Source organism: Rufibacter immobilis (genome assembly GCF_003721565.1).
Lineage (GTDB): Bacteria > Bacteroidota > Bacteroidia > Cytophagales > Hymenobacteraceae > Nibribacter > Nibribacter immobilis.
The window spans coordinates 897,100-922,373 of record NZ_RJJE01000009.1; the positions used below are offsets into that span (position 1 = coordinate 897,100).

The 25,274-nt window shown below is 53.6% G+C and carries 17 protein-coding genes; 8 read left to right on the forward strand and 9 right to left on the reverse strand.

Features of this window, described 5'->3' with window-relative positions; genetic code table 11:
- Window positions 1-29 precede the first annotated feature (29 nt).
- Window positions 30-5,015: a translocation/assembly module TamB domain-containing protein gene (locus EFA69_RS10885; protein WP_148041328.1), complete on the forward strand. Its 4,986-nt coding sequence runs from the start codon at window positions 30-32 to the stop codon at window positions 5,013-5,015.
- Between the two features lie 65 nt (window positions 5,016-5,080).
- Window positions 5,081-7,366 carry a translocation and assembly module lipoprotein TamL gene (gene tamL, locus EFA69_RS10890; RefSeq protein ID WP_183906753.1) on the forward strand — a complete coding sequence of 762 codons (2,286 nt, stop codon included), beginning with the start codon at window positions 5,081-5,083 and terminating at the stop codon, window positions 7,364-7,366.
- Window positions 7,367-7,483: 117 nt separating this feature from the next.
- Here the strand turns inward: tamL and EFA69_RS10895 are convergent, their stop codons facing one another.
- From EFA69_RS10895 to mutM, 6 genes are all read right to left on the reverse strand, one after another.
- Window positions 7,484-8,527, reverse strand: a complete 1,044-nt coding sequence (locus EFA69_RS10895; protein ID WP_123133103.1) for an alpha/beta hydrolase — start codon at window positions 8,525-8,527, stop codon at window positions 7,484-7,486.
- A gap of 106 nt (window positions 8,528-8,633) precedes the next feature.
- A complete protein-coding gene (locus tag EFA69_RS10900) occupies window positions 8,634-9,941 on the reverse strand; it encodes a serine hydrolase domain-containing protein (RefSeq protein ID WP_123133104.1) in 1,308 nt (435 codons plus the stop codon).
- An 83-nt stretch (window positions 9,942-10,024) separates the two neighbouring features.
- Window positions 10,025-10,669 (reverse strand): hypothetical protein, encoded by a 645-nt coding sequence (locus tag EFA69_RS10905; protein ID WP_123133105.1) that lies wholly within the window; start codon window positions 10,667-10,669, stop codon window positions 10,025-10,027.
- Window positions 10,670-10,751: 82 nt separating this feature from the next.
- Window positions 10,752-11,156: a hypothetical protein gene (locus EFA69_RS10910; RefSeq protein ID WP_148041329.1), complete on the reverse strand. Its 405-nt coding sequence runs from the start codon at window positions 11,154-11,156 to the stop codon at window positions 10,752-10,754.
- Between the two features lie 100 nt (window positions 11,157-11,256).
- A complete protein-coding gene (locus tag EFA69_RS10915; RefSeq protein WP_148041330.1) occupies window positions 11,257-11,670 on the reverse strand; it encodes a hypothetical protein in 414 nt (137 codons plus the stop codon).
- A 292-nt stretch (window positions 11,671-11,962) separates the two neighbouring features.
- Window positions 11,963-12,778 carry a DNA-formamidopyrimidine glycosylase gene (gene mutM / locus EFA69_RS10920; RefSeq protein ID WP_123133108.1) on the reverse strand — a complete coding sequence of 272 codons (816 nt, stop codon included), beginning with the start codon at window positions 12,776-12,778 and terminating at the stop codon, window positions 11,963-11,965.
- Window positions 12,779-13,037: 259 nt separating this feature from the next.
- Here mutM and EFA69_RS10925 point away from each other — a divergent pair, with 259 nt between their 5' ends.
- The 4 genes from EFA69_RS10925 to EFA69_RS10940 all read left to right on the forward strand — a co-directional run bounded on the left by EFA69_RS10925 (window position 13,038) and on the right by EFA69_RS10940 (window position 18,460).
- Window positions 13,038-13,583, forward strand: a complete 546-nt coding sequence (locus EFA69_RS10925; RefSeq protein WP_123133109.1) for a YfiT family bacillithiol transferase — start codon at window positions 13,038-13,040, stop codon at window positions 13,581-13,583.
- Between the two features lie 106 nt (window positions 13,584-13,689).
- Window positions 13,690-17,220: a DUF7948 domain-containing protein gene (locus tag EFA69_RS10930; protein ID WP_123133110.1), complete on the forward strand. Its 3,531-nt coding sequence runs from the start codon at window positions 13,690-13,692 to the stop codon at window positions 17,218-17,220.
- A 269-nt stretch (window positions 17,221-17,489) separates the two neighbouring features.
- Entirely contained in the window at window positions 17,490-18,050 is a 561-nt protein-coding gene (locus EFA69_RS10935) for a hypothetical protein (RefSeq protein WP_148041331.1), read from the forward strand.
- A 137-nt stretch (window positions 18,051-18,187) separates the two neighbouring features.
- Complete coding sequence (locus EFA69_RS10940; protein WP_123133112.1) at window positions 18,188-18,460, forward strand: (2Fe-2S) ferredoxin domain-containing protein; 273 nt, start codon at window positions 18,188-18,190, stop codon at window positions 18,458-18,460.
- A gap of 56 nt (window positions 18,461-18,516) precedes the next feature.
- Here the strand turns inward: EFA69_RS10940 and EFA69_RS10945 are convergent, their stop codons facing one another.
- The 3 genes from EFA69_RS10945 to EFA69_RS10955 form a co-directional block, all read right to left on the reverse strand.
- Complete coding sequence (locus EFA69_RS10945) at window positions 18,517-19,050, reverse strand: ferritin (protein WP_123133113.1); 534 nt, start codon at window positions 19,048-19,050, stop codon at window positions 18,517-18,519.
- A 980-nt stretch (window positions 19,051-20,030) separates the two neighbouring features.
- Window positions 20,031-20,384: a hypothetical protein gene (locus tag EFA69_RS10950; RefSeq protein ID WP_123133463.1), complete on the reverse strand. Its 354-nt coding sequence runs from the start codon at window positions 20,382-20,384 to the stop codon at window positions 20,031-20,033.
- A 171-nt stretch (window positions 20,385-20,555) separates the two neighbouring features.
- Window positions 20,556-20,825: a hypothetical protein gene (locus tag EFA69_RS10955; RefSeq protein WP_123133114.1), complete on the reverse strand. Its 270-nt coding sequence runs from the start codon at window positions 20,823-20,825 to the stop codon at window positions 20,556-20,558.
- 129 nt (window positions 20,826-20,954) lie between these two features.
- Here EFA69_RS10955 and msrA point away from each other — a divergent pair, with 129 nt between their 5' ends.
- Both msrA and mfd read left to right on the forward strand, forming a co-directional pair.
- Window positions 20,955-21,617: a peptide-methionine (S)-S-oxide reductase MsrA gene (gene msrA / locus EFA69_RS10960; RefSeq protein ID WP_123133464.1), complete on the forward strand. Its 663-nt coding sequence runs from the start codon at window positions 20,955-20,957 to the stop codon at window positions 21,615-21,617.
- Between the two features lie 218 nt (window positions 21,618-21,835).
- On the forward strand, window positions 21,836-25,192 hold the full coding sequence (gene mfd, locus EFA69_RS10965; protein ID WP_123133115.1) for a transcription-repair coupling factor: 3,357 nt from the start codon (window positions 21,836-21,838) through the stop codon (window positions 25,190-25,192).
- Window positions 25,193-25,274 lie beyond the last annotated feature (82 nt).

Sequence of the window (25,274 nt, forward strand, 5' to 3'; positions counted from 1 at the left end):
TAAAGAAATATACGCTTAAAACACTGGCCGTGCTCTTATGGATTATTGGCATTGTGTTAGGATTGGTGGTGCTCCTGCTGGTAGCGCTGCAGTTCCCCAAAGTACAGGACTTTGCCGCCAGCAAGGCCGAAAGCTACCTCCAGAACAAACTGGGCACCGAAGTGCGCATTGGCAAGTTCCGGAGCGATTTTCGCAAGGACATCCTGCTGGAAGGTGTATACCTGGAAGACCAGAAAGGCGACACCCTCTGGTACTCTGAGCGCCTGGCCGCCAACCTGGACATTCTAGGCATTCTGCAATCTAAAGTGGCGCTCAGGTCGCTGGAGCTGGAAAACGCCACCGCCCATATCTACCGCACCCTGCCAGACAGCGTCTCCAACTTTGACTTCATCCTGGAAGCCTTCACCACGCCCACAGACACCACGGCAGTCACAGACACCACCAGCGCCGGGTTTGTCTATGACATTGGCACCATTGGCCTCAAGAACATCTACCTCACCTACCGCGATGAGGTGAACGGCCAGAACGTGCGCACCCGGGTGGGCAACCTCACCGTGGAGATGGATGAACTGGACCTCACCAAGGAAATCTACCGCATAGAAGACATCGCGCTGCGCGATACCTGGGTAGACATGGTGCAGACCAAGGTTCCGCCGGAAGGCGAGTCAGAACCCATGACCATGCAGTTTGGGCTCAAAACCGTGTCTCTGGACCGCGTGCAGCTCAAGTACCGCAACGGCGTGGCCAAACAGTACATAGACGTGAACCTGGGGCAGGCCAAAATGGCCTCAGACAAGATAGACCTCATCAACTCGCGCATAGACCTGAGCAACCTAGAGCTGCACAACAGCACCCTGGCCTACTCGCAGAACGCCGAAATGCCCGCCGAATACCGCGTGGTGAATCCGGCCGAGGCCGTGGAAGCCATTGAGGAAGCGGTTTCCAAAACCACCGGCGAACCGGTGAACTGGGTATTTACCTTAGACAAACTGAACATAACCGAGGTAGATGCTGCCTTTGACAACTATGACGCGCCCAAACAGGCCAAAGGCATGGACTACAACCACCTGCAGGCCCGCAACCTCAACCTACAGCTCAACGACCTTTACTACAGCACCAACCGCACCACCGCCCAGCTGGAGCAACTCACCTTCCAGGAGAAGAGCGGGTTTGAAGTAAAGCAGTTTACCGCCGGCATCCTGTTTGACTCCGTGCAGACCGAACTTTCTGACCTGGTGCTGGAAACCGGCAACAGCCGCATCGCGCAGCGCATCAAAGTGGGTTACCCGTCACTGGAGACCGCCGCCGATGATCTGAGCAAGCTCACCCTCTCCGCCGACTTCCGGGATACCCACATTGGCTTCGGAGACATTGCCCTGCTGCAACCTTCTCTAGTCACGCAACCACCCTTGGCGGGCAATTTAAACCAAACGGTTTACCTAAGCGGGCAAGTGAACGGCCGCATGGACAACCTCCTGCTGAGCAACGTGCGCGTGAGCGGCTGGCGCAACACGGAGTTAGCTTTGAGCGGACGAATCAAAGGACTGCCCAACCCAGACAACCTGGCGGCCAACATCCAGCTGAACCGCTTCCATACCACCGCCGCCGACGTGAAGTCACTGTTACCCGCCGGTACGCTGCCCGCCAACATCACTTTGCCGCCATCTATGGATGTGGAAGGTACGTTCAGCGGCACCATGACCGCTTTTGACGTAGACGCCACCATTCGTACCACCTTCGGGAATGCCATTGCCAAAATAGACATGACCCCGGGCCGCGCTGCCGGTCAGGAACGCATTACCGGTAACGTGCGCCTCCTGCGCTTTGACGTGGGCAAACTGATGCAGAACCCCGCTTTGGGCCGTGCTTCTCTGGTAGCCAACATTAACGGCACGGGTATTACCCCGGAGAACATGGTGGCCAAGATCAACAGCACGGTGCAAAGCTTTGAGTACGGTGGCTATAACTACCGCAACATTGGGTTTAACGTAGATGCCAACCGCAACCGCTACGCCATTAAAGCCAACAGCACCCAGGACCCTAACCTGGACTTCGGCCTGAACGGCACAGTGAACCTGCGCGGTTCGCAGCCCGCCATTGCCATGACCGCCAACCTCAGAGCCATTGACTTCCAGGCGCTCAAGCTGTACTCAGAAGACCTGCGCCTGCGCGGCGATATTGTGGCTGATCTGCGGGGCAGTGACGCCAACAGCCTGAACGGCTCCGTGATTGCCCGCAACACCGCCCTTACCAGCAATAACCGTCCGCTCAAGTTTGATTCCCTGGCTGTGTACCTGACCCAGCAACCTAACCAGACCGAGGTACGGGTGCTCTCAGACGTGCTTACCGCTAACCTAAACGGCAATATGGGCTTGGGTGACTTAGGTCCAGAATTGATGAACCACATCAGCCGCTACTATGACCTGGGCAATGGCCCGTACAAACCCAGCACCAATCCGCGCCAGTTCACGTTTGCCATGGCCCTGCATAAGCCGCGGGTTTTCCAGGCTTTCGTCCCCGGCCTTACCCGGGTGAAACTAGACACGCTGTACGGGGGCTACAACAGCCAAACGGCTAACCTACAGGTGGTGGCCAATGTGCCGCGCCTGCGCTACACCAACGTCAGGCTGGACTCCCTCGTGCTGGAGATGAACTCCAACCCTGAGCAATTGAACTACGCAGTAAGGGCCGAACGCGCGCGCCAAGACACGCTGCAAATTGAGAACATTGTACTGGGGGGCAACGTGCAGAACAACGTGGTAGCCGCCCGGGCTGCCATCCAGAACGAAGCCGGGGAAGACCAAACGGCATTAGGCGTTCGTCTCACGCAGCTGGCGAATGCCCTGGAAGTAAGGCTAGACCCAGACCTGCTCCTGAACCGCGACCGTTGGGAGGTAGCCCCTAATAACTACGTGCGCTATTACACCACCTCCGGGGCCGTAGTGGCTGATGCCCTGCGCCTGTCTAACGGGGGCATGTCTTTGGCCCTGCAAAGCCAGAATCCGCAGAACCCCAATTCGCCGCTCAACGTCAACATCACAGACCTGGACATTGGGTATTTGTCGCGGGCGTTTTTGGAGCAGGACAGCTTGGTAGGCGGCATCTTAAACGGGCAGGCCACCGTGAATGACCTCACCGGCAACATGAGCTTTACGGCAGACATGACCCTGGCGGGACTGCAATACCAGGCTAAAACGGTAGGAGACCTCACCTTACAGGCCCGCAACACCGGCGCCAACCGCTATGACATGACCGCCCGCCTCACGGGCAACGGCAACAACGTAACCTTAGGGGGTTATTACCTCACCACCGAAGGCCAGCCTATGTCGTTTGACCTGAACTTAGACCAACTGAACCTGGCCAGCCTAGAACCTTTCACCATGGGTATGGTGAAGAACATGGGCGGCGGCATTCTGGGGTCAGTGGCCATCAGGGGGAATTTCAGTGACCCAGACATTGTGGGTGATCTGCGCTTCCAGGATGCGACCTTCAACGTAGCCATGTTGAACTCTACTTACCGCATTCCTAACAACACCCTGAGCGTGACCAATGAAGGCATTAGGTTCAATGAATTTACGTTGGTAGACTCCTTAAACAACCGGGCTACGGTGAACGGAGCCATCCTTACCACTAACTTCGTAGACTATCAGTTTGACCTGCGTGCCGTCACAGAAAACTTCATGGTCATGAACAGCACCGTACAGGACAACCCGCTCTACTACGGCACCGTGTTCCTGAACAGTGACACCCGCATTACCGGAGACTTAAACGTGCCCGTGATCAACACCAACGTAACGGTAGCGCCTAACTCTAACTTAACCTACATAGTACCGCAGGAAGAAGTAACGCCAAACCGGGAAGGAATTGTGGTTTTTGTGGATGTAGACAGCACCCGCAACCGCCGCATTAACCGCCAAAAGGAAATTGACACGGTAGAGACCGTGGTGCAGGGCATTGAAATGGCCATGACCCTGAACCTCACCGATGAGACACCCATCACGGTAATTGTGGACCCTGAAACCGGCGACAACCTCACCATTAGAGGCGATGCCAACCTGAACGTAGGGTTTGACGTGACCGAGAACATCACCCTCTCGGGAAGGTTTGACGTGACGGAGGGCCGCTACGCCATGAACCTTTATGAACTGGTGAAACGCGAGTTTGAGATAGACCCGGCTAGTTACGTGGCCTGGACCGGCGACCCCTTCAACGCAGATGCCAATATCACGGCTATTTACAACGTGGATGCCGCACCGCTGGAACTGATCCAGAGCCAGACAGCAGGAGTAGATGCCGGAAGCGCCGGCCAGTACCGCCAGAAGCTGCCGTTTGATGTGCGCCTCAACCTGAAAGGAGAACTCATGAAACCTGAAATCTCCTTCAACATTGAGTTAGACCAGAAAGCAAAAGGCGCTTTTAACGGAGAGGTAGATGCCCGTCTGGAGCAACTGAGCCAGCCTACCCAGGAGTCTGAGCGTACTAAACAGGTCTTCTCCCTGTTGGTGCTGGGTAGATTCATGGCCCAAGACCCCTTGGCGTCTTCTGGCGGCGGGGGCATCAACAGTGCGCTGCGCGGCAGTGCCAGCAAGGTGCTCTCTGACCAGCTCAACGCACTGACCGGCCAATATCTGGGTGGACTGGGGCTGGAACTGGGCCTCAACTCCTATGATGACTATTCCTCGGGCGAAGCCCAAAGCCGTACCGATTTGAATGTGGCCATGCAGCGGCAACTCTTAAATGAACGCCTCACCATCCGCTTCGGAACAGACATTCCGCTGGGCGGCAGTGACCAGGGCAACACCGGCAACACCAACAATGCGAACGCCTTTGCGGGTGATGTCTCAGTGGAGTACTCCGTGACCAAAGACGGAAGGCTGCGCTTGCGGGCGTTCCGGAACAATTCCTATGAGGGCTTCTTAGACGGACAGCTGCAACGCACCGGCGTCTCCCTACTTTTCGTGCGCGAGTATGACAGCCTCGCAGATCTTTTCAGAAATACTGGTAAAGCAAAATAATGACATCGCCTTCTACATACGTGACACCCTTTCGCCGCTCTTTATTAAAGGCTCTGCCTCTGGTTTTGCTTTTAGCTACGCTTGCCGGTTGCAGCAGTACCAAAAGCGTACCCCCCGGCGATTACCTCTACATTGGGGGCGATATTAAAGTGAATTCTACCGCCCCTGAAACAGATACCAAAGCACTGGAAACGGAACTGGCTGCCTCCATTAGGCCTCAGCCCAATATTTCGTTCCTGGGTATGCGCCCCAAACTCTGGATTTACAACGCCATGGGCGGCAACCGTGAGCGCAAGGGTGTGGCCAACTGGATTAAAACCCGCCTGGGCGAACCACCGGTGCTCCTGAGCGAGGCGCACCCAGACCGCGTGCAGGGCCAGATGATTAACCGGGCTTACAACAACGGCTATTTCTCGCCCACGCTAGAGCACAGCCTTGACACCACCAGCAAACGCAAAATGGCCCGGGTGCATTACACGGCTACCGTAGGCAAGCAGTACACCATCCAGCACATTCAGTTTCCGCAGGGCAATGACAGCCTGTCCATCGCCATTAGGGAGACAGAGCCGCAGAGCCTGCTCAAGGTCAACGACCCTTACAAGCTGGAGACCATGATTGCGGAGCGTTTGCGCGTAGATGAGATCCTGAAGGAGAAAGGCTTCTTTTTCTTTGACGAAGACTACCTGGTGTACCACGTAGACAGCACCCAGAACAACAAGGTCAGCATTTACATCAGAGTAAAAGACACCACGCCCCCCAAGGCCCTCATCCCCTACCGCTACCAACAAGTGAGCGTGTACACAGACTATTCCCTGAATGATACGCTTGGAGATACACAGCCACCCGTGCAGTTCAAAGACTATAAGTATTACCCAGATGAGGAAACGTTTAAGGCCCGTACCATTCTCAATGCCGTGTTCATTGAAAACGGTGACTTGTACAGCCGCAAACGACACCTGCAAACCGTGAACCGCCTCATGGATTTGGGCACCTTTAAATTTGCCGAGGTACGGTTCACGCCCCGCGACTCAGCGGGATTGGACGGCAGGCTAAACGCCGATATTCTGCTCACGCAGGCGAAAAAGAAATCGGTGAGGGCTGAGGTGCAGATGGTGCAGAAATCAAATGGGTACACGGGGCCGGGTATTACGGTGAGTTTCAGGAACCGGAATGCGTTTAGGGGGGCCGAGCTGCTCATGCTCAACCTGGTGGGTTCTTTTGAAACCTTGGTGAGCGGTGATTCTACCCGCACCAGCGGCCTTACCTCGTATGAAGTGGGTGCCGATGCCGAGTTACATATTCCCCGCATCATTTCGCCGTTCAACATCCGGATTTCCAACAGCATGTACCAGCCCAGAACGCGGTTTATGCTGGGCTTCCGGTTCATAGACCGGCGGGAGTTCTTTCAGCAGAACTCGTTCAACTTTGAGTACGGCTACACCTGGAGACAACGCGCCACCACTGAAATCAACATAAACCCGGTGCAGGTGCAATACTCCAAGCTGCTGAACGCCACTCCGGAGTTTCTGGAACAACTAGAAGATCGTCCGTTTCTGGCGCGGGCCTTTGACCAACAGCTGATCATTGGCGGAAACTACCGATTTGTCTATAACACCCAGGGAATCCCTGGCCGAAAGCACCAGTTCTACATCAGTCCGGGGTTTGACGGCTCCGGCGGCTTATGGGGCTTGTTCTACCGGGTTAAAAACAAAAGACCGGCAGACCCGGAAAACCCGAACCAGTTCCGGGGCCAGACCCTCTCGCAGTACGTGAAGCTGGACCTGGAAACCCGCTACTATTTCAACATCACTGATAAGTTGGTGCTGGCCACGCGCCTGCTGGGCGGCTATGGCTTGCCCTACGGTAACTCTACGGTGCTGCCTTACATTAAACAGTACGGCATTGGCGGACCTAACAGCATTAGGGCATTCCCAGCCCGGAGCATTGGGCCCGGGGTGTACAATCCTATCCAATCTTTAAACGGGGAAAACCCGGTGGCCCAGAGCTTTACCTATTTTGACCAGACCGGTGACATCAGGATTGAAGGAAACGCCGAGTTCCGGTTCCCGCTCCTGGACCCCTACCTGAAAGGCGCGGTGTTTGTGGATGCCGGTAACATCTGGCTCGTGAACGAAGACCCCTCCAGACCGGGCGGTAAGTTCAGCGGGAATTTCATGAGCCAGCTGGCCATTGGCGCCGGAGCGGGCGTACGCGTAGACGTGCAATTCTTTGTGATACGGGTAGATTTGGCCTACCCGCTGCGGGACCCCACCTACCCTAACGGCGACAGACCATCTTCAGGCTTGTTCGGGACGGGAGTATTGAACCTGGCCATTGGTTATCCGTTCTAGCGCATCTTTTCAGAAGTAAGAGGTGGCGTTTAGGGGCTGTTTTTGGAAAAACAGCCCCTAAACGCCACCTCTTACTTTTTAGCCATACGTTTGTGGCTGCCGGACTTTTACAGTTTGCTAGCGAAGGTTTAAAGACTTCTTCACGGCTTTATACTGCGCTTCAACCACCGCTTGGTTGTGCCCGTGTGCCGCCTTGGGAACAAGCACAAACTCCTTTTTAGGGGCTTTCACTTTGTCAAAATACGCTTTGGTGAGTTCTTTGGCGGTTAAAATATCTTCCTCGCCCTGAATGAAGTACACTGGGATTTTATAGTGCAAACCATCCCTCATGAAATTCACGGCTGCCTCCATAGATGTGATCCCCAACGCCTTATGCCCCGCAAAGTAAAGAAAGGAATAGTCATCGCCGTCATACCGGTGCTGGGCGTCTTTCTCGTTGTCATAGGCGCTGGCCAGCTTCCACCAGGTGGCGGGGGCTGGGGTGGCGTTCTGCCGCTCATATTTCTTAATGATGCGCATGAGTTGCCCCGACTTCCGGGCATCTCCGTAGGGTGGAGGGCCCAAGGAAGCTAACTTAGTTAGAGATTCTTCGTCTTTGGCGGCCTGGGCTAGTTTAGATACCGTATTGAACGCATGCAGAAATCCTTCCTCTCCGTTGACTACCTGCGAATGGCCTATGTAGGCGGAGAAAAGGTCTGGGCGTTTCAGGGCCATGCTGGCTCCCAGCACCGACCCCCAGGAGGTTCCCACCAAGGTAATTTTCTGCTTGCCCAAGTGTTTGACCAGATACTCGGTTAGCTCAATCCCGTCGGCCACCATCCGCTCCACGGTTAACGGGTGCTCTATCCAGTACTCCTCGGTTACCGGCTCGGGAGCGTTTCGGCCGAAGGTTCTACCTGCTCCCCGTTGGTCCCAGTACACCAGCACGAACTCTTTCTTCCAGGTACCATAGATCGCGTCATCGTACTGGCTCATGGTGCTGCCCGGCCCACCGTGCAGAAACAGGATCACGGGCTTGGTCTTGTCTGCCCCGCTGATAGTGACCCACTGCTCTATGCCACCTATGGGAATAAATTTCTCCTCGTTGATGGAATTTGTCTGGGCGGCTAACTGGCCTGCAAGTACTGAGAGGAATAGGAACAATAAAAGTTTAAGCTTCATGATTGGTTGAAGTGGCGGAATGAAGGGTGGTGAGCTATGATAAATGTGCTATGCAAATTGGCTATATCGTTTTTGTACACGAGGAGGGCAAAGCGTAGCTACTGTTTTACTTGTGTGCCGTGCTGTAGGCAGTCTGGTTATTTTCTTTAGTTAAAATAGAGAGCAGTTGGCATAAATAGGCATTTTCCTTTCCAAAGTCTTTCTGTAGATTCCATTCCTGCAAGATAACAGCTACAGTTTTTTGTTCAGGCAGGATCAGGATGTATTGCCCCCCTTTACCTCTCGCGGTGTACACTGGCTTATCGTTATAGTTCAGGAGCCACCATGAATAGCCATACCCATTCTCCTGATAGCAGTCTAAGTTTCTGAAAGCTTTGCTTTCACTGGTATAGTTAGTGAAGCTCTTATTTACCCATGAAGAATCAAGTAGCTGTACTCCATTGACCTTTCCATTGTTAAGGTACAATTCTCCGAATCTGGCGAGGTCCCTGGCCGTGAAGTACGTCTCGTCTCCGCCGGCGTAGTAGCCGTCTACCTTCCGCCAGAAGCCACATTGGATTCCGAGTGGCTTAAACAGCTTCTCCTGGGCAAACTCTTTCGTAGTTGTTTTGGAAGCCTTCGTGATCAAAGCAGAAAGAACCATCTGGGAGCCTGTGAAGTAGTTAAACTCCTGCCCAAGTTTACTCTCAGAGACTTCTTCCTCCATAATCACCTGCTCTACATTCTGTGGCCCATCCCACCCGGTAAACCCACCCCGCATAGACAGCAGGTGAGCTACCGTTAATTTTTTCTTCTGCAGATTCTGTCCACCCTTCTGGTACTCACTGAAGTAGGGCATCACGTAAGCGTTTTCTGATTCAAGATAGCCATTCTGGATGGATAAGCCCGTCAGGGCTGATGTGATGCTCTTAGTGACAGAATGCACATTGAACGCGCTAAACCTAGTAGCGCCTTTCTGATACTTCTCAACTATTACCTTACCCTCTTTGATTACTATTAGTCCTCTCAGCCTTTCCCAGCCCCCAATCTCCTTGAGATACTGCTCTATTTCCTCCTGATCATACCCTGCACTTTCCGGGGTGGCCCTTTGCCATTGGTAAGGCTCGTGGCTGACCTCGAAAGACTGTGAATCTGTGAAGGGCAGTGCAAGATTGAGCGGATGCCATTCAAAGAAGTAGTTCATACTATTGACTACTATGAGCAAAGTGGCTGCTGCTGCCAGGCCTGTAAACAGTTTCTTTCGCCTATGCTTTTTTCCAATTAAAACTACTGCTGTGACTAGCAGTAGTAGCAAAACCAACACGTACTCAATGGCATTCGGGTAAGGTAAGTAAAAGTAGTCATCTTTGATTTTGTAGGAGATGCCTATAAATAGTCCAGTAAGAAGTAAAAAGATGATGTACAGGTTTTTCATTCAGGTAGGGGTAGCTTACAGTCAGGCTAAACTACAGGCGAGGTCGTAGTGACGTTTACACTAGACGTTGTGACCTGGCCTTTTTAGATGATGGAGTAGCTCAATGTTATAGTCTGTAACCTTGGCTCCAGTTTCCTCTCAATCTGATATTCCCTATCCCGCAAATCTTCGCTTGTGAAATACACCACGTCGATTCCTACTTCTTCGTATCTGTCGAAAGTTACTTTTTTTGAGTCGATGTCTTTCTTCAGCGCCTTGTAATCAAATTCATTCTCAAGCACTTTTGCAATCCATAATGCTTTCTTATACACATTGCCCCAGTTTGAGTAGTCGGTCTTATCGTTCCTCAGCCTGAATTCCGCCTCAACTACGAAGTGGCTGCACCCGCCCCTGTAAATCAGTAATGTGTCGCCAGTCTCAAGAAGGAAAGTAGCAGTCCGTTTCCCGTAGTCCCACTTATAGCCTTTCAGTTCTTTAGCGTCCTTAAGAAATTCATCTGTCTGCGTTTCTTGGTCGAATACACATTCCTCAGGTGCTTCTTCTTCGGTGGGTGCGTCATTTGCACCTAGAGTTTCTAGAATGTCCTTCTTGGTTTCTTTTCTCAGGATAGTGTCTGGCGTTGGAGTTGCCAAAGTTTCTTGTGCTTGTGGAATTAATTCCTTCTCCTGCCTCGGGCTGGAGCAAGAGATTGTTAGAACCGCAATAAGAATCTTGAATACTTTTCTCATTTATATTTAGGCTTGGCCATAACAGCTAGTGTAAGCGACGGGCGAGGCCATCGGACGCAGCATGACTTTTACACAATTTGGGCTACGTTTTTATTATACTTTCAATCTTATTTTTCCTAATAATTTGGGTGATTAGAAATGATGTAGCTAACATCAACCAAAGCCAATAATCATATTCGAAAGCCCAGTATATAAAAGGCAGTATAATAATAAGCCATTCTAAAAGAAGTTTTTCTTTTAATCTTATCCTACTTGGCACAATTAAAAAAATATCTAATAAAATAATAGCTGTTAAAAATCCTAACCAAACTATAAATCCATACCCAAAAATTAAAATCAAGGTACCTCCAAGCCATATACTCATTCTGTCGTTGTCTTGCTCAGGAGAAATTACAAACATCATCAAAAAAGTAAATAGGTAAACAGTTATCACTAATCCAAGAACATTCACCCAATTACTCAATAATATTTTTGATGTATTTTTCATATTTAAAATAAAGCCTAACGGACTAGTATAAACAACGAGCAAGGCCGTCGGCCGAAGCTTGGTGTTTATACTAGTCCGTTAGTAGCTGTTATTCTTTTTTTCATCTGCCTGATAGCAAAACTAAGTTAGACTTTCTGTCAAGAAACTTATAACCCGTATGTTCTAGTTTGAGATTCCCGCTGTCCAAGGCAATGTATCTTTGCATATAAGCTTCGTCCGATTCTTTTTTATAAATGAATCTGATGAATCCGTGTCTGGTACGGCTAAAGCCATTTATATTGTTCCTTTGCAACAGCTTCAGGTTATTCTTTAAAAGTTTCCAATCTGAAGTGTCCAGTTGCTTTAGTTCTTGAATATGCTCCTTAGTGATTGAATCAAAATTACCGTAGTCCGTTTGGTTTATGTAAAGATTGTCATTTTCAACAAACATAAGGTTTACAGAATCGTCCAGCTTTTTGAAGATACTTTCAACTTGTATTATGCTTTTTTCAACTGCATCAACATCATCTTTCAATTTAATTGAGTTCCTGTTCTCGCAAGAGTCGATAAAAGGCGCTAAACAAAGAATTAGGTAAAGAATCTTTTTATTCACTTAAATCTCATAATTATTAATTGCTACTAACTACTGGATAAACGGAGCACCCTATTCCGGTTATCAGCGCTATGTCTATAGTAAAACATCCGGTTATCCCTTAAGAATCAGCCGGTATCCGGAGTAGCGCTACCCAATATACTAGATTGCTACCACTTCAGGAAACGCCTCCCGTTTAGGGGCTCTTTTTCCAAAAACAGGCCCTAAACGGAATTCACACTTGGCAGTTGGGGCAGAAGTAGGTGGCGCGGCCTCCCACGTATTTCTTCTGGATGGGCGTCTGGCAGCGGGGGCAGTGCAGGTGGGCATCTTTGACAGGCGAAGCTGGGGCGGTGTCCCACTCGCGGGCGTGGATGAGGTAGTGCGAGGGGAAATCACGGTACACGGCTTCCGCGGCGATGGCGGTGGCCAGCACTTCTCTAATGGCCGAGGCCAAACGGTCAACCTCGGCGGGTTGCAGGGTGTGGGCGGGGCGTTCGGGCTCCAGTTGGGCCTGGAATAAGACCTCATCGGCAATCCAGTTCCCTACGCCGGGGGCAATGCGCTGGTCCAGCAGCAGGGGCTTGATCGCCGATTTCTTTTTGGCCAGCCCCTGCGTGAGTTCTTCGGTGGATAGGGTGAGGGCATCGGGACCGAGTTTCTTCTGGAGCCGGAACGCGTCCACACTTTGGGTCAACCCTATCCGGCCGAACTTGCGGGAATCAAGGAAGGCCAGCTTAAAGCCATTCTCAAAGAAAAAGATGGCGCGGGCGAAACGGGGCGTATCGGCGGCATCTCGGTAATAGGCCACGTCGCCGGTCATCCCGAAGTGCATGGTCACAATTGGCCCTTGAGCCGTGAGCAGGAAAAGCTGTTTGCCAATGCGTTGAGTGCCGGTGAACTGGTTTCTGAGCAGGGCGCGCCTAAAGTCGTCCAGGTCCAGCTGCAGTTGGCGTTTGGGGTCCTGGACCTCCACCTCCGCGATGGTCTGGTGCAGGCTGGTTTCCTCAATAAAGCGGCGGTAGGTTTCAACTTCAGGTAGCTCTGGCATGGCGTTATTTGCGTTTAGGGGCTGTTTTTCCAAAATCGGGAGCAAAACAGCTCTTTTCTAAACCGCCCGGGGAAGCACATGGTTGCGCGGCGGCTTCATTTCAGGGCATGGTTTCCAGTGCGGCGATAGTTCTGGCCTACTCTGTGGGCAATTCTACCAAACCGGCTCCTTTAGCGCAGTTTTCAAAATTAGCGCCCCAAAAACGCAGCAAAGAAATCTCTATTTCGTTAGATTTGCTTAGACCAGTTCTTTAATCTGCATGGAAACGTCAACTCTACCCCTGGAAAAACTGCGCTACCCCATAGGACGCTATGAAGCACCGGCCCTGTACCGCTCTGCTTTTGTGAAACAGGCCTTGACCGCCCTGGAAGAACTGCCTGGGCTGCTGCGGGCAGCCGTATCCCCGTTGTCAGAGGAGCAACTGGACACCCCGTACCGCCCCGGCGGCTGGACCTTGCGCCAGGTGGTTCATCACCTCGCCGACAGCCATATGAACAGCTACGCCCATTTCCGGCTGGCCCTCACGGAGGATCGCCCGTCCATCAAAGCCTACGAAGAGTCTTCCTGGGCATATCTGCAGGATGCCCGCTGGGCAGATCCTGAGTTGTCGCTCCAGATGCTGGACGCCCTACACCAACGCTGGCTTATTCTGCTGCGCTCGCTCACCATGGAAGAATGGCATCGCACCTACCTGCACCCGCAGCACGGCGAGGTGTACCTGTTCCAGGCGGTGGGCATGTACGCCTGGCACGGCCTGCACCACGTGGGCCACATCACTTCTACCAAGGAAAGAATGGAGTGGTAAGCGTTTAGGGGCTCTTTTTCCAGAATCAGGCAAAAACTAGGTACTGGTAGAAATTTATTTATATAAAAAATAAATTATATTAGTCAGGAGATTTCCCCTTCTGACCATGTGCCTGTCTGTTCCTGTCTTCATTCTCTCTGCGTTCTGGTCTCTGTTACAGAGCTTTCTGACACCCCCGGCGCCTGTTGCGCCGGCTCTAAAAACCGCTGCCGTCACTTCTGCGGCTCCATACGCGCGCACGCTGGAATTTGTAGAGAACAAAGGCCAGTGGCCCCAACAGGTAACCTACGCGGCAGACCTACCGGGCGGCAAGATGTTTCTGCAGGCCACGGGGTTTGTATACGTGCTCCATGAACCAATCTCCGGTGCAGCCCACGGGGAAACTCCGGCGGCTCCCGCCCCTACGGCTCGTACTCTTCCTCCGGCCAATGCCGTCAAACAACATGCGTACGCGGTTACGTTTCTGGGTGCTAACGCGGCTCCTCCGCAGCAGGCCCAGGAGGCTACCCAGGGCATCCGGAACTACTATCTGGGCAAAGATCCTAAGAACTGGGGCAGCGGGGCGAGGGGTTTCCGGAAACTGCGCTACGCCAACCTCTACAAGGGCGTAGACCTGGCGCTGTATGAACAGAATGGTCAGCTGAAGTATGATCTGTACCTAGCCGCCGGCGCTTCGCCCGCCCAAATACAGCTGCAATACACCGGCGCTACTTCCCTTTCCCTCCAGAACGGCAACCTGCACGTGGAAACGTCTGTGGGCAACATCATAGAACACACGCCCGTGGCCTTCCAGTGGATCAGGAACCAGAAAGTGGCGGTGCCTTGTCAGTACCAGTTGCAGGGCCAGACGCTCTCTTTCCACTTCCCCAAGGGCTATGATCCGCAGCACCCGCTCCTCATTGACCCGGTCATTGAGTTTGCCTCCTACACCGGTTCCCGGGCCGACAACTGGGGCTTTACCGCCACCTATGACAGCAAGGGCAACATGTACTCTGGGGGCATTGCCGCCGGCACCGGCTACCCGGCCTCCCTGGGCGCCTTTGACACAGAGTTCAACGGGTTCTGGGACATCGCCATCATGAAGTTCAACACCAAAGTCTCCGGGCCCGCCGCCCGCCTGTACGCCACCTACCTGGGCGGCCTTGAATCTGAGACGCCCCACAGTCTGGTAGTGAACCCCCAGGACGAGCTCCTAATCCTGGGCACCACCAGCTCACGCAACTATCCGGTGACAGAGACTGCGTTCAGCCGAGGTTTTAACGGCGGCACCTCCATAGAACCCTTGGGCTCCGGCGGCAACCCTACGTTTGACAATGGGTCAGATATTGTCATCACGCGCCTGAGCGAGAATGGAGATAAGCTCCTGGCCTCCACTTTTCTGGGTGGCAGCGGCAACGACGGGCTTTTGTCCTATGTCTTAAACGATGACCTGGTGCAGAACTACGGTGATCAGTTCAGGGGAGACATCATCGCAGACGCAGACGGTAACGTGTACATCGCCTCCAACACGGCCTCCACCGATTTCCCGGCCAGAAACGGATTCCGGTCACAGCCGCACGGCGGTGGAAACGACGCCATTGTCTGTAAGCTGTCTCCTGATTTAAGCCAGCTGCTGTGGGCCAGCTACGTGGGCGGCAACGGGCAAGACGCGGCCTATTCCATTCAATTGGACCAGGACCGGCAAGTCTACATCTGCGGGGGCACCACCAGCCCCACCCTGCCCGGTACCGCTCCGGGGCTCCATCAGGCCTCTGCCGGCGGCACAGACGGCTTCGTCCTGAAGATCAATGCGGCAGGCACGGCAGTGTTGGCGGCTACTTTTCTGGGCACGGCAGAGTATGACCAAACGTACTTCCTGCAATTGGATGCCAGCAACCACGTGTACCTCTTGGGCCAGACCCTGGGCAGTTATCCGGTGAGCGGCAACACGTACCGCAACGCCAACGGCAAACAGTTCCTGCACAAGCTCAGCAATGATCTGTCTACCACCGAGTGGTCTACGGTGTTCGGCTCAGGCCGAAACTCTATTGACCTTTCCCCCACGGCGTTCATGGTAGACGATTGCCAACGCATTTACGTGTCTGGCTGGGGCGGCAGCAGCAACGGCGGCATTTACGGCAACGGCACCACCAACGGCCTGCCCATCACCGCCAATGCAATGCAGGCCACCACAGACGGCGGCGACTTTTACCTGCTGCAATTAGGCGCCAATGCCCGTGACCTGCTGTACGCGTCTTATTATGGGGCAAACCAGAACGGCCCCAGCGGTGGTGGTTTTGAGCACGTAGACGGCGGCACCAGCCGCTTTGACAAGAAAGGGTACGTGTACCAGGCCGTGTGCGGCGGCTGCCAGTCAAGGTCCAATTTCCCTATTCCGTTGGGAGCCAACTTCTACTCCCGCCTCAACCCCAGCGACAACTGCAACAACGCCGCCTTCAAGTTTGACTTCGCGGAGGAACTGCGGGCCGATGCGGGCCCCGATGATGAAGTCTGCGCAGACGGGGCCGCCGTAGTCCTGAAAGGCACACCGACCGGAGGTGTCTGGTCCGGCGATGGGGTTACGCTGGAGAACGGGGTGTACCGCTTCACTCCTTCCCCCGCCCTGGCCGGACCGCGCACTCTCACCTATACCGTCATGGGCACCGGCTCCTGCGCCATCTCCAAATCCATGGTCATGAACGTGACGCAGGTGGCAGCGCATAGTATCACGCTGCCCGCTGAACCTTTGTGCGTAGGCGCCTCTGCTCCGGTACAGATAGCAGGTTCACCGGCGGGGGGCGTATTCTCCGGCAAAGGAGTGACAGGTTCTAAGTTCAACCCAGCGGTGGCCGGGCCGGGCAAACACACCATCACTTACCGCAGCGACGGCTCCAACGGGTTCTGCGGCTTTGTAACCAAGGAAGTGGAGGTATTAGCGCCTACCTTGAGCATAGGCCCAGACACTACGTTGTGCCCCGGTAATGTGAATCCGTTTCAGCTGCGGGCCAGTGTACCCGGTGGCACCTGGAGCGGCGACTTTGTCTCCTCCACAGGTTACTTTTCGCCGCCAGTGAGCTTTACCGGCACCGTGGAAGTCACTTATTCCGCTGCCTTGCCCTGCCCCATTACCGGCACTAAGAAGATCAACCTGCCACCCCGGCCCACCATGCAAGCCTGGCTGGATAACTCCTGCAAAGACAACCCTAAGATTTCGGGGTACGCGCCGTTCAACGCTTCCTTCGCCAACACCACCAATGCCACCGGCTTTACCTGGCACTTCGGGGATGGTACCCAGTCTACGGAGCGCACGCCCCGGCACCTGTACCAGCAGCCGGGTAAATACTCCGTCACGCTGGTGGCCCATTACGGCGCCAACTGCCAGGAAACCTTGCCCGTAGGCGATGTTATTGTGGAACCGCCGTTTGTGCCCAACATCTTCACCCCCAACGGCGACGACAAGAACGATACCTTCGTGCAGTTTTTCAGCTGTTTCCCCACCGAGATCATTGTGTACAACGTCTGGGGCAAGCAAGTGTACCAGGAGAAAATCTACAACCAGAAGTGGGACGGGGGCAGCCTCTCTGAGGGCACGTATTTCTACATCCTCAAAGACACGGAAGGCAACTCGGCCAAAGGCTGGGTGGAAATACTTCGGTAACCAACCTGTGGTGCATAGGTCTTCTTTTGCCTTTCCGGCTGGCTGTAACCGCTTTTCTTCACATGCGTTTAGGGGCTATTTTTAGAAAAACAGCCCCTAAACGCATGTGGCAGCCTTTTGCGCTACCTCCCCGGCTCTATGGAAAAAACACGTCTGCTGCATCTTTGAAAGCTGGGCAAAAGAGCTTTGAGAAGAACAGCGCGCAAACGAACTCTTCCATTCCCGCCATAGTTTTATAATTTTAGCACTTTATTTACGAAACCACATTTATGTCCAGACGCGGTAGACGCACCTTAGGCGTTCCTACGTTCCCCATGCCCATCTCGGGCAGGTTCATGCCCGCCATCATTCTCATCGTGCTAGGGTTAGGTCTGCTTATGTACAAGACCCTGACCCAGGAAGTACGCCATGAGCAGGACCTGGCGGCGCGGGAAGGAACCCTCACCAACTATTCATTCAAGAAAACTCCCGAAGGAGAACCAGACTACGGCATTTGGCTCAAGGAATTCTCTGAGCGCTTTGAACTGCTCTCTGGCCAGGAAGCCACCTTTGATACCACCGCTTTCAAAGCTGCCCTTAAACCCGGCGACCGGGTACGGGTGGAGTACAGCACCCGCGAGGATATGCTGGAGACTGGCGGCACCAGAAAGCTATATGGTTTGTCTGCCCCGGCCAAAAACCTCACCTTTTTTAGCGGCAAAGACATTGTGGCCCAGGTAAACAGCGGCGGCATTACGTACGCCATCTACGGACTGCTGGCGGCCGGCATTGCCCTCTACATCTGGCAATTGGTACGCCTGAAGCGCCAGCGCGAAGAATATGAAGACTAAGCCCTGAGCCGAGCGCTGTTTAGGGGCCGTTTTTCTAAAAACAGGCGCTAAACAGCAACAGCTCTCCGTTTATTCCAACGTCTAGCCGCAGCCAATACCGCCCATACCCGTACAAGCCAGAAGAAGCCCCAATTATTATGAGCAAATACCCAACCACACCCCGGCAGGTCATTTATGCCTGCGGCAGCGGCAAGTGCCAAAAGCGCGGCGGAAAGGAAATCCGGAAGGCCATGCGCGACCAGATCAAAGCCGCCGGCCTCAAAGACGAGGTAGAGATCATTAAAACCGACTGCACCGACCGTTGCAAGCACGGCCCTATTTTCAGTATACAGCCGCAGAACCTCTGGCTCCATGACATGTCTGAATCCCAGATTCTGCAGGTGTTCAGGGAGCAGGTGCTGGGCCAATAAAAAAAGCCTCAGATGGAAACATCTGAGGCTTTTTTTATGCTGTTGCTGGCGCGGGCTTAGTCTTCGCCGTTGTCATACTTGATTTTACGCACGGCTTTGTCAATCTCGTAGCGGCCGGTGCCTTCTTCGCCAATCACGTCAAACAGTTCCAGGGCGCGACGGGCCACATACTCCTCTTCCACCTGCTCGGTCAGGAACCACTGCAGAAACTGGAACGTCATAAAGTCCTTCGATTTCATGCACTGGTCGGCGAGGCGGTTGAACTGCTGCGTCACGAAAATCTCCTGCTGCAGCGCTTTCTCAAACACATCGCGGAAGGAGTCAAACTCCTGCGGAATGTTCACCACCTCCGGCGAAACGGCGTGCCCGCCCAAATCACTCACGAAGTTGAAGATCTTGAGCATGTGCTCGCGCTCCTCATGGCTCTGCTTCATGAAGTAATCTGCGCTGTAGTCAAAGCCCTGGCGGTTGCACCAGCTGGACATAGCCAGGTATGTGGCCGAGGAATGGGCTTCCACTTTTATCTGTTCATTCAAAAGCGTCTCTATTTCTTCTGAAAGGGAGGTACGCAGTCTCAATAAATCTTTCATGTCTGTAATAATCTCTATCTGGTAAAAGGCTCTGCGGTGCGCAACTGCCTTAACTCAAATATACCGGTAAAAGCTTGTCTTGGTTCTTCGGGCTCCCGCATTTTGGGTAATACATATTCAGTCTAAATTCAGAGATTAGACAAGTAACCAAGCATACCTTCGCCTAGTTTTGACGCAATTCCGGAAAAAGAGCCCCTAAACGCACTTAACCCACCCCTACCCCTCCCAGGAGGGGAGTCCCGCCACCTAGGATCAATACGCAGTGCCTTGAACTCATTCGGCCCCACACTCCAGCCCATCCGCAGGCTAATGGGGCACCAAAGCCGTTACACAGGCAGTAGGCTTGCCTGCGGGAGCGGGCAACGCAGGGGCGGCACGTCCCGAGGCGCTTAGCGGGAGCACGCTTGGACCTTGAAAGCCTGCAGTGGCCCACGCTCCCTATGAAACAGAAGACGCCTGCCCGGTGGTACCATTACTGAAGCTCCGCCTGTTTGAGCGTCAGCGAGTCCGGAGCTTCTTGATTCTTTTGGTTACTTTTCTCATCAAGGAGAAAAGTGACAGACGCCGGCAGAGCGCATCTGCCGCCAAGAGCTTAGCAGGAACGGCAATAGAAAGCAATGACGGGTAGCTAACCGGAGGGGCAGTCCTGGTTGTCGGTGAGAACACCAACAACGGCGAAAGCAGCAGGAGGTTCGCAAGGAAGGTAATATAGCCCGAGGTTCGGCAGGAACGGGAGTGAAAGGTAGTTGCCCTTGCAGACAGATCGGCAGAAAATAGACCTACTTGTGTAAACATCCCCCTACCCCCTTCAAAGGGGGACTCTGCGCGGTGAGAAGCAGTTCTCTTGGAATAAACCGTTTAGAAAGTATAGAGCGCAACGGGCAATCCTTCAGCAGACAGAAACAGACTTTGCGTTTAGGAGCCGTTTTTCTAAAAACAGGCGTAAAACGCAGTGATACCACAGAAAAGAAAGGGAAAGATTAATACGCCACTGGCGCGTACAGACATTCATGCAGAATGCTGTTCAAAGAAAGCATGGCCTTGGCTCCCTGCAACAACTCCTGGAAATGCAGCACATCTGTCAAGGAAAGGACGAAGCAGCGCTCAGAGCGGTAAGGCATGAGCACGTGCACGTCTGAAGCGCGGGAAGGGTCTTTTAACATGGCCTCCACGTTGATGGCGTCTACGTGGTGTTTAAGGTCCAGGAAATCCCTTACTTTGAACGGCGAGATGCCCCCGGCAAACTCCACAAAATAGCAGTTGTAACGGTTGCACTGGTAAACAGCGCCATAGACAGTCCGGAATAACTCTTGCAGTTGGGGAGGGGTAGGCATACGGTACTTCTTCTGGTTGCTCAACGGGAACAATGCAAAAGTAAGAGCAGTTTAGAATTAGTCCAAATAATTCTGGATGATATTTCTCATTTCCCGAAGAATGCCGCTTAAGTTGCGTTTAGGGGCTCTTTTTCAGAAAAAAGCCCCTAAACGCAAACATACTGTTGTGGCTTAGCTGTCACGGTTCACCAATTTGGAGAAGCGGCTGTCTTTCTCGTCCTGGTACAGGAAGGCCAGTTTCTTCTCCTCAAACTTCTCAAAGAACTCCTCCCAACTGATTTCCTCCAGGTTATCTTCGGCGTAGCCGGGGAAGTTGATGCGCAACAGACCGGCCTCCTCGCCTTGGCCGGTGCCTTTCACGGTGGCGGGTTTGCCGTCGCGGGCCTCGGCCCATTTTCTGATGGTGTTGTGGTCGGTGGTGGTTTTCGCTGATTCTGACATAGTTCTATGCTGGGTTGGTTTCTCCTTTCTTGCACGTTGCTTCCCCTAAAAAGTTACCTTCCCGCCCGCCCGGGACGCCAGAAACTTATGCCGTACTTTTACGGTTTTACTATAGTTATTCCAGACCACATGAGACATCTACTTTTTGCTTTTATATTCCTGCTGATCCTCAGTTCCTGCGCCCGGAACCGCCCGGAAAAAGCTCCCAAGGCTTCTGCCCCGGCCACTGCCCAGACAACCGTTTCCAAAGACAGCCTGGCCGTGGCCACGTTTGCCGGGGGCTGCTTCTGGTGCACCGAGGAGGCCGCCGAGAAACTGAAGGGCGTGCACGAAGTCATTTCGGGGTACACCGGCGGGGCCACCAAGAACCCTACGTATGAGCAGGTCAGCAGCGGGCTCACCGGCCACGCCGAAGCCGTCCAGATTTACTATGACCCCAAGGTAGTGTCTTACCAGACGCTGCTGGAAGCTTTCTTCGCGGCGCATGACCCCACCACGCTTAACCGCCAGGGCCCCGATGTGGGCACCCAGTACCGCTCCGCCATTTACTACCGCACCCCGCAGGAGAAAGCCCAGATAGACGCGTACATCCGGCAGCTGAACAGCGCCCGCGCCTTCCAGGCTCCCATTGTGACGGAAGTAGCCCCCCTGAAGGAATTTTACCCCGCCGAGGAAGAGCACCAGGATTTCTACCGCCACAACCCAGACAACCCCTACATGCGCGCCGTTTCCACGCCCAAAGTGGAAAAGCTCAAGAAGAAGATGCAGGGCAAGCTGAAGGACGGGGAATAACATTTTCCACGTTTTCTGGTTTTGAAGCCTTAAACCTGTGAGGTTTTGCAACTTTACAGGTTTTTGCGTTTAGGGGCCGTTTTTCCAAAAGCGGCCCCTAAACGCACCGGGCAGCCCGCCTACGCTGTTTTTAGAACAACCAACGCCCATCCAGTCCGTTTCCAGTAAACGGCAAGAATGGTTAGCTTTGTCACTAGTATCTAAGGAAAGATTATCCCTTGAAAGCAACTCAATTTTTAGAGCTGTACCGCCAGGACCCCGTGGTGCAAACCATGGCCCAGCGCCTGCAGTCTTCTGAACCTCAACATATACAACTGAAAGGCCTGGTGGGCAGCCTGGATGCCGTGGTAGCCTCTGCCCTGCAAACCATGCAAGCCGGTACGCACCTGTTCATTTTGCATGACCGCGACGAGGCCGCCTATTTTTACAGCGATCTCTCCAACCTGCTGGAAAACGACCAGGAAGTGCTGCTGTTCCCCAGCTCCTACAAGCGGGCCTACCAGTTTGACCACACCGAGAACGCCAACATTCTGCTGCGCGCCGAAGTGCTCAACCGCCTCAACGACCGCGCCGGGGCCGGTGCGTTGATCGTGACCTACCCCGAGGCCCTCACTGAGAAAGTCATCAACAAAAAATCATTGGTGGCGAATACACTGGGTGCCAAAGTGGGCGAAAAGCTGGACGTGAACTTCCTCACCGAAGTACTTGCCAGCTATGACTTTGAACGCACCGACTTTGTGTATGAAGCCGGTCAGTTTGCTGTGCGCGGGGGCATTATTGACGTGTTCTCCTATGCCAATGACCTGCCCTACCGCCTGGAACTGTTCGGGGATGAGATTGAGAGCATCAGGACGTTTGACCCTAACACGCAGCTGAGCGTGGAGCAGAAAAAGCAGATTTCCATCATTCCCAACGTGCAGACCAAGCTGTTGCAGGAGACCCGGGAATCGTTCCTGGACTTCATTCCCGAAGACAGCAAGATCTGGCTCAAGGATTACCGCCATACCGCAGAGGTGGTGTCAGAGTCTTTTGAGAAGGCCGAGCAGGCGTTTCAGGAGATGCTGGAAGCCAGCGCCGGCATGCAGATTGTCTCCAAACCACAGGATCTGTTTGAAAGCGGCAAAGACTTTAAAAAAGCGCTGGACCGGTTTACCCTGCTGGAATTTGGCAAGCGGTTCAACTTCAAGAACGCCCAAATAATACAGTTTCAGGCGCACCCGCAGCCCTCGTTCAACAAAGATTTCCAGCGGCTGGTGAGCAACCTGCATGAGAACCAGAGCAACGGCTACGTGAACGTCATCGCCGCCGAGTCTCCCCGCCAGGCCGACCGCCTCAGAACTATCTTTGATGAACTGGACCATGACGTACGATTTCAGCACATGATGCTGGCGCTGCGCGAAGGCTTCGTGGATGATCTGGTCAAGTTAGTGTGCTACACAGACCACCAGCTGTTTGAGCGCTACTACAAGCACAAAACCAAAGAAGGCTATTCCAAATCAAAGGCGCTCACCCTCAAAGAACTGCGCACCCTCAAGCCCGGCGACTACGTCACGCACATGGACTACGGCATCGGGCGGTTTGCGGGGCTGGAGAAAGTGGAAGTGGGCGGCCGGTTGCAGGAAGCGATCAGGCTGGTGTACCGTGACGATGATTTGCTGTACGTGAGCATCCACTCGCTACACAAGATCTCCAAATACACCGGCAAAGAAGGCACGCCGCCCAGCATGAGCAAACTGGGCTCGCCGGAGTGGGAGAATAAGAAGAAGAAAGTCAAGAGCAAGGTCAAAGACATTGCCGCCGAGCTTATCAAACTATACGCCAAGCGCAAGCAGGCCCCGGGCTACGCGTTCTCCCGCGACGGTTTTCTGCAGGCCGAGCTGGAGTCTTCGTTCATCTATGAAGACACCCCAGACCAGGGTAAAGCCACCGAAGACGTGAAAAACGACATGGAGCAGCCGCACCCCATGGATCGGCTGGTCTGCGGAGACGTGGGCTTCGGGAAAACAGAGGTGGCCATCCGTGCCGCGTTCAAAGCCGCCTGTGACGGCAAACAGGTGGCCGTGCTGGTACCTACCACCATCCTGGCCATGCAGCACTACAAAACGTTCCGGGACCGGTTGGAGGCATTCCCCGTGAACGTGGAGTACATCAACCGCTTCAAGACCACCAAGCAGATAAAGGAAACCCTGGCCCGCCTGGCTGAGGGTAAAACCGATATTCTCATTGGCACGCACCGCATTGTGAGCAAAGACGTCAAGTTCAAGAACCTTGGGCTGCTCATTATTGACGAAGAGCAGAAGTTTGGCGTAAAAACCAAAGACCGGCTCAAGGAGATGAAGGTGAACGTAGACACGCTCACGCTCACGGCCACCCCTATTCCGCGCACGCTGCACTTCTCGCTCATGGGCGCCCGTGACCTTTCTGTGATTGCCACGCCGCCACCCAACCGCCAGCCGGTGCAAACGGAGCTGCACGTGTTTGAAGACACGCTCATCAGAGACGCTGTGGCCTATGAACTGAAGCGCAAGGGACAGGTTTTCTTTGTGCACAACCGCATTGCAGACATAGAGGAAATGGCCAATCTCATTTTGCGCCAGGTGCCCGATGCCAAAGTGACCTACGCCCATGGCCAGATGGACCCCGAGGAACTGGAGAAACGCATGATGCGCTTTGTGGAGGGCGAGTATGACGTGCTGGTTTCTACCAACATCATTGAAAGCGGGCTGGATATTCCCAATGCCAACACCATCATCATTAACCGCGCCCACATGTTTGGCTTGAGTGATCTGCACCAGATGCGCGGGCGCGTGGGCCGGTCTAACAAGAAGGCGTACTGCTACCTGTTAACGCCGCCGGTTTCCGGACTTCCGTCCGATGCCCGCAAGCGACTGAGTACGTTGGAGGAGTTTTCTGATTTGGGCGAAGGCTTCAAGATTGCCATGCGTGACCTGGACATCCGCGGGGCGGGCAACATGCTGGGCGGTGAGCAGAGTGGCTTCATCACTGACCTGGGCTTTGAGGCTTACCACCAGATTCTGGACGAGGCCGTGCAGGAACTAAAGGAAACCGAGTTCAAAGACCTGTTCTTCAAAGAACTGGAAGCTGAGAAACTGCTGGAACCCGTGCGCGACTGCTCCGTGGAAACAGATCTGGAGATTCTCATTCCAGATTCCTATATTAGCAATATCTCTGAGCGCCTGCAAATGTACAGCAAGCTGGACAGCGTCAAAGACCTGGAGACCCTGGACAAACTGGTGGCGGGCATGGTAGACCGTTTCGGACCTATGCCGCCGGAAGTAAGGCAGTTGGTGGCCATTGTAAAAATGCGTTGGGAGGCTTGCCGCCTGGGCTTTGAGAAACTGACCATCAAGAAAGAGACGCTCAAGGGGTACATTCCCAGCCAGAAAAACGACAGCTACTTCCAGTCCGAAACCTTCAGCCGCATTTTGCAGTACGTGCAGCAACACTCACGACGTTCCAGACTGAAAGAAGCCAAAGACAAACTGATTGTCATTGTGGAGAATGTTTCTACATTAGAATCGGCGCAGGCTATCTTTGAGGAGCTACAGTCTTAGCGCTATTGCGTTTAGGGGCTCTTTTTGGAAAAACAGCCCCTAAACGCAATAGCCGCTCATGATCATCTGTTCTAATAATGCA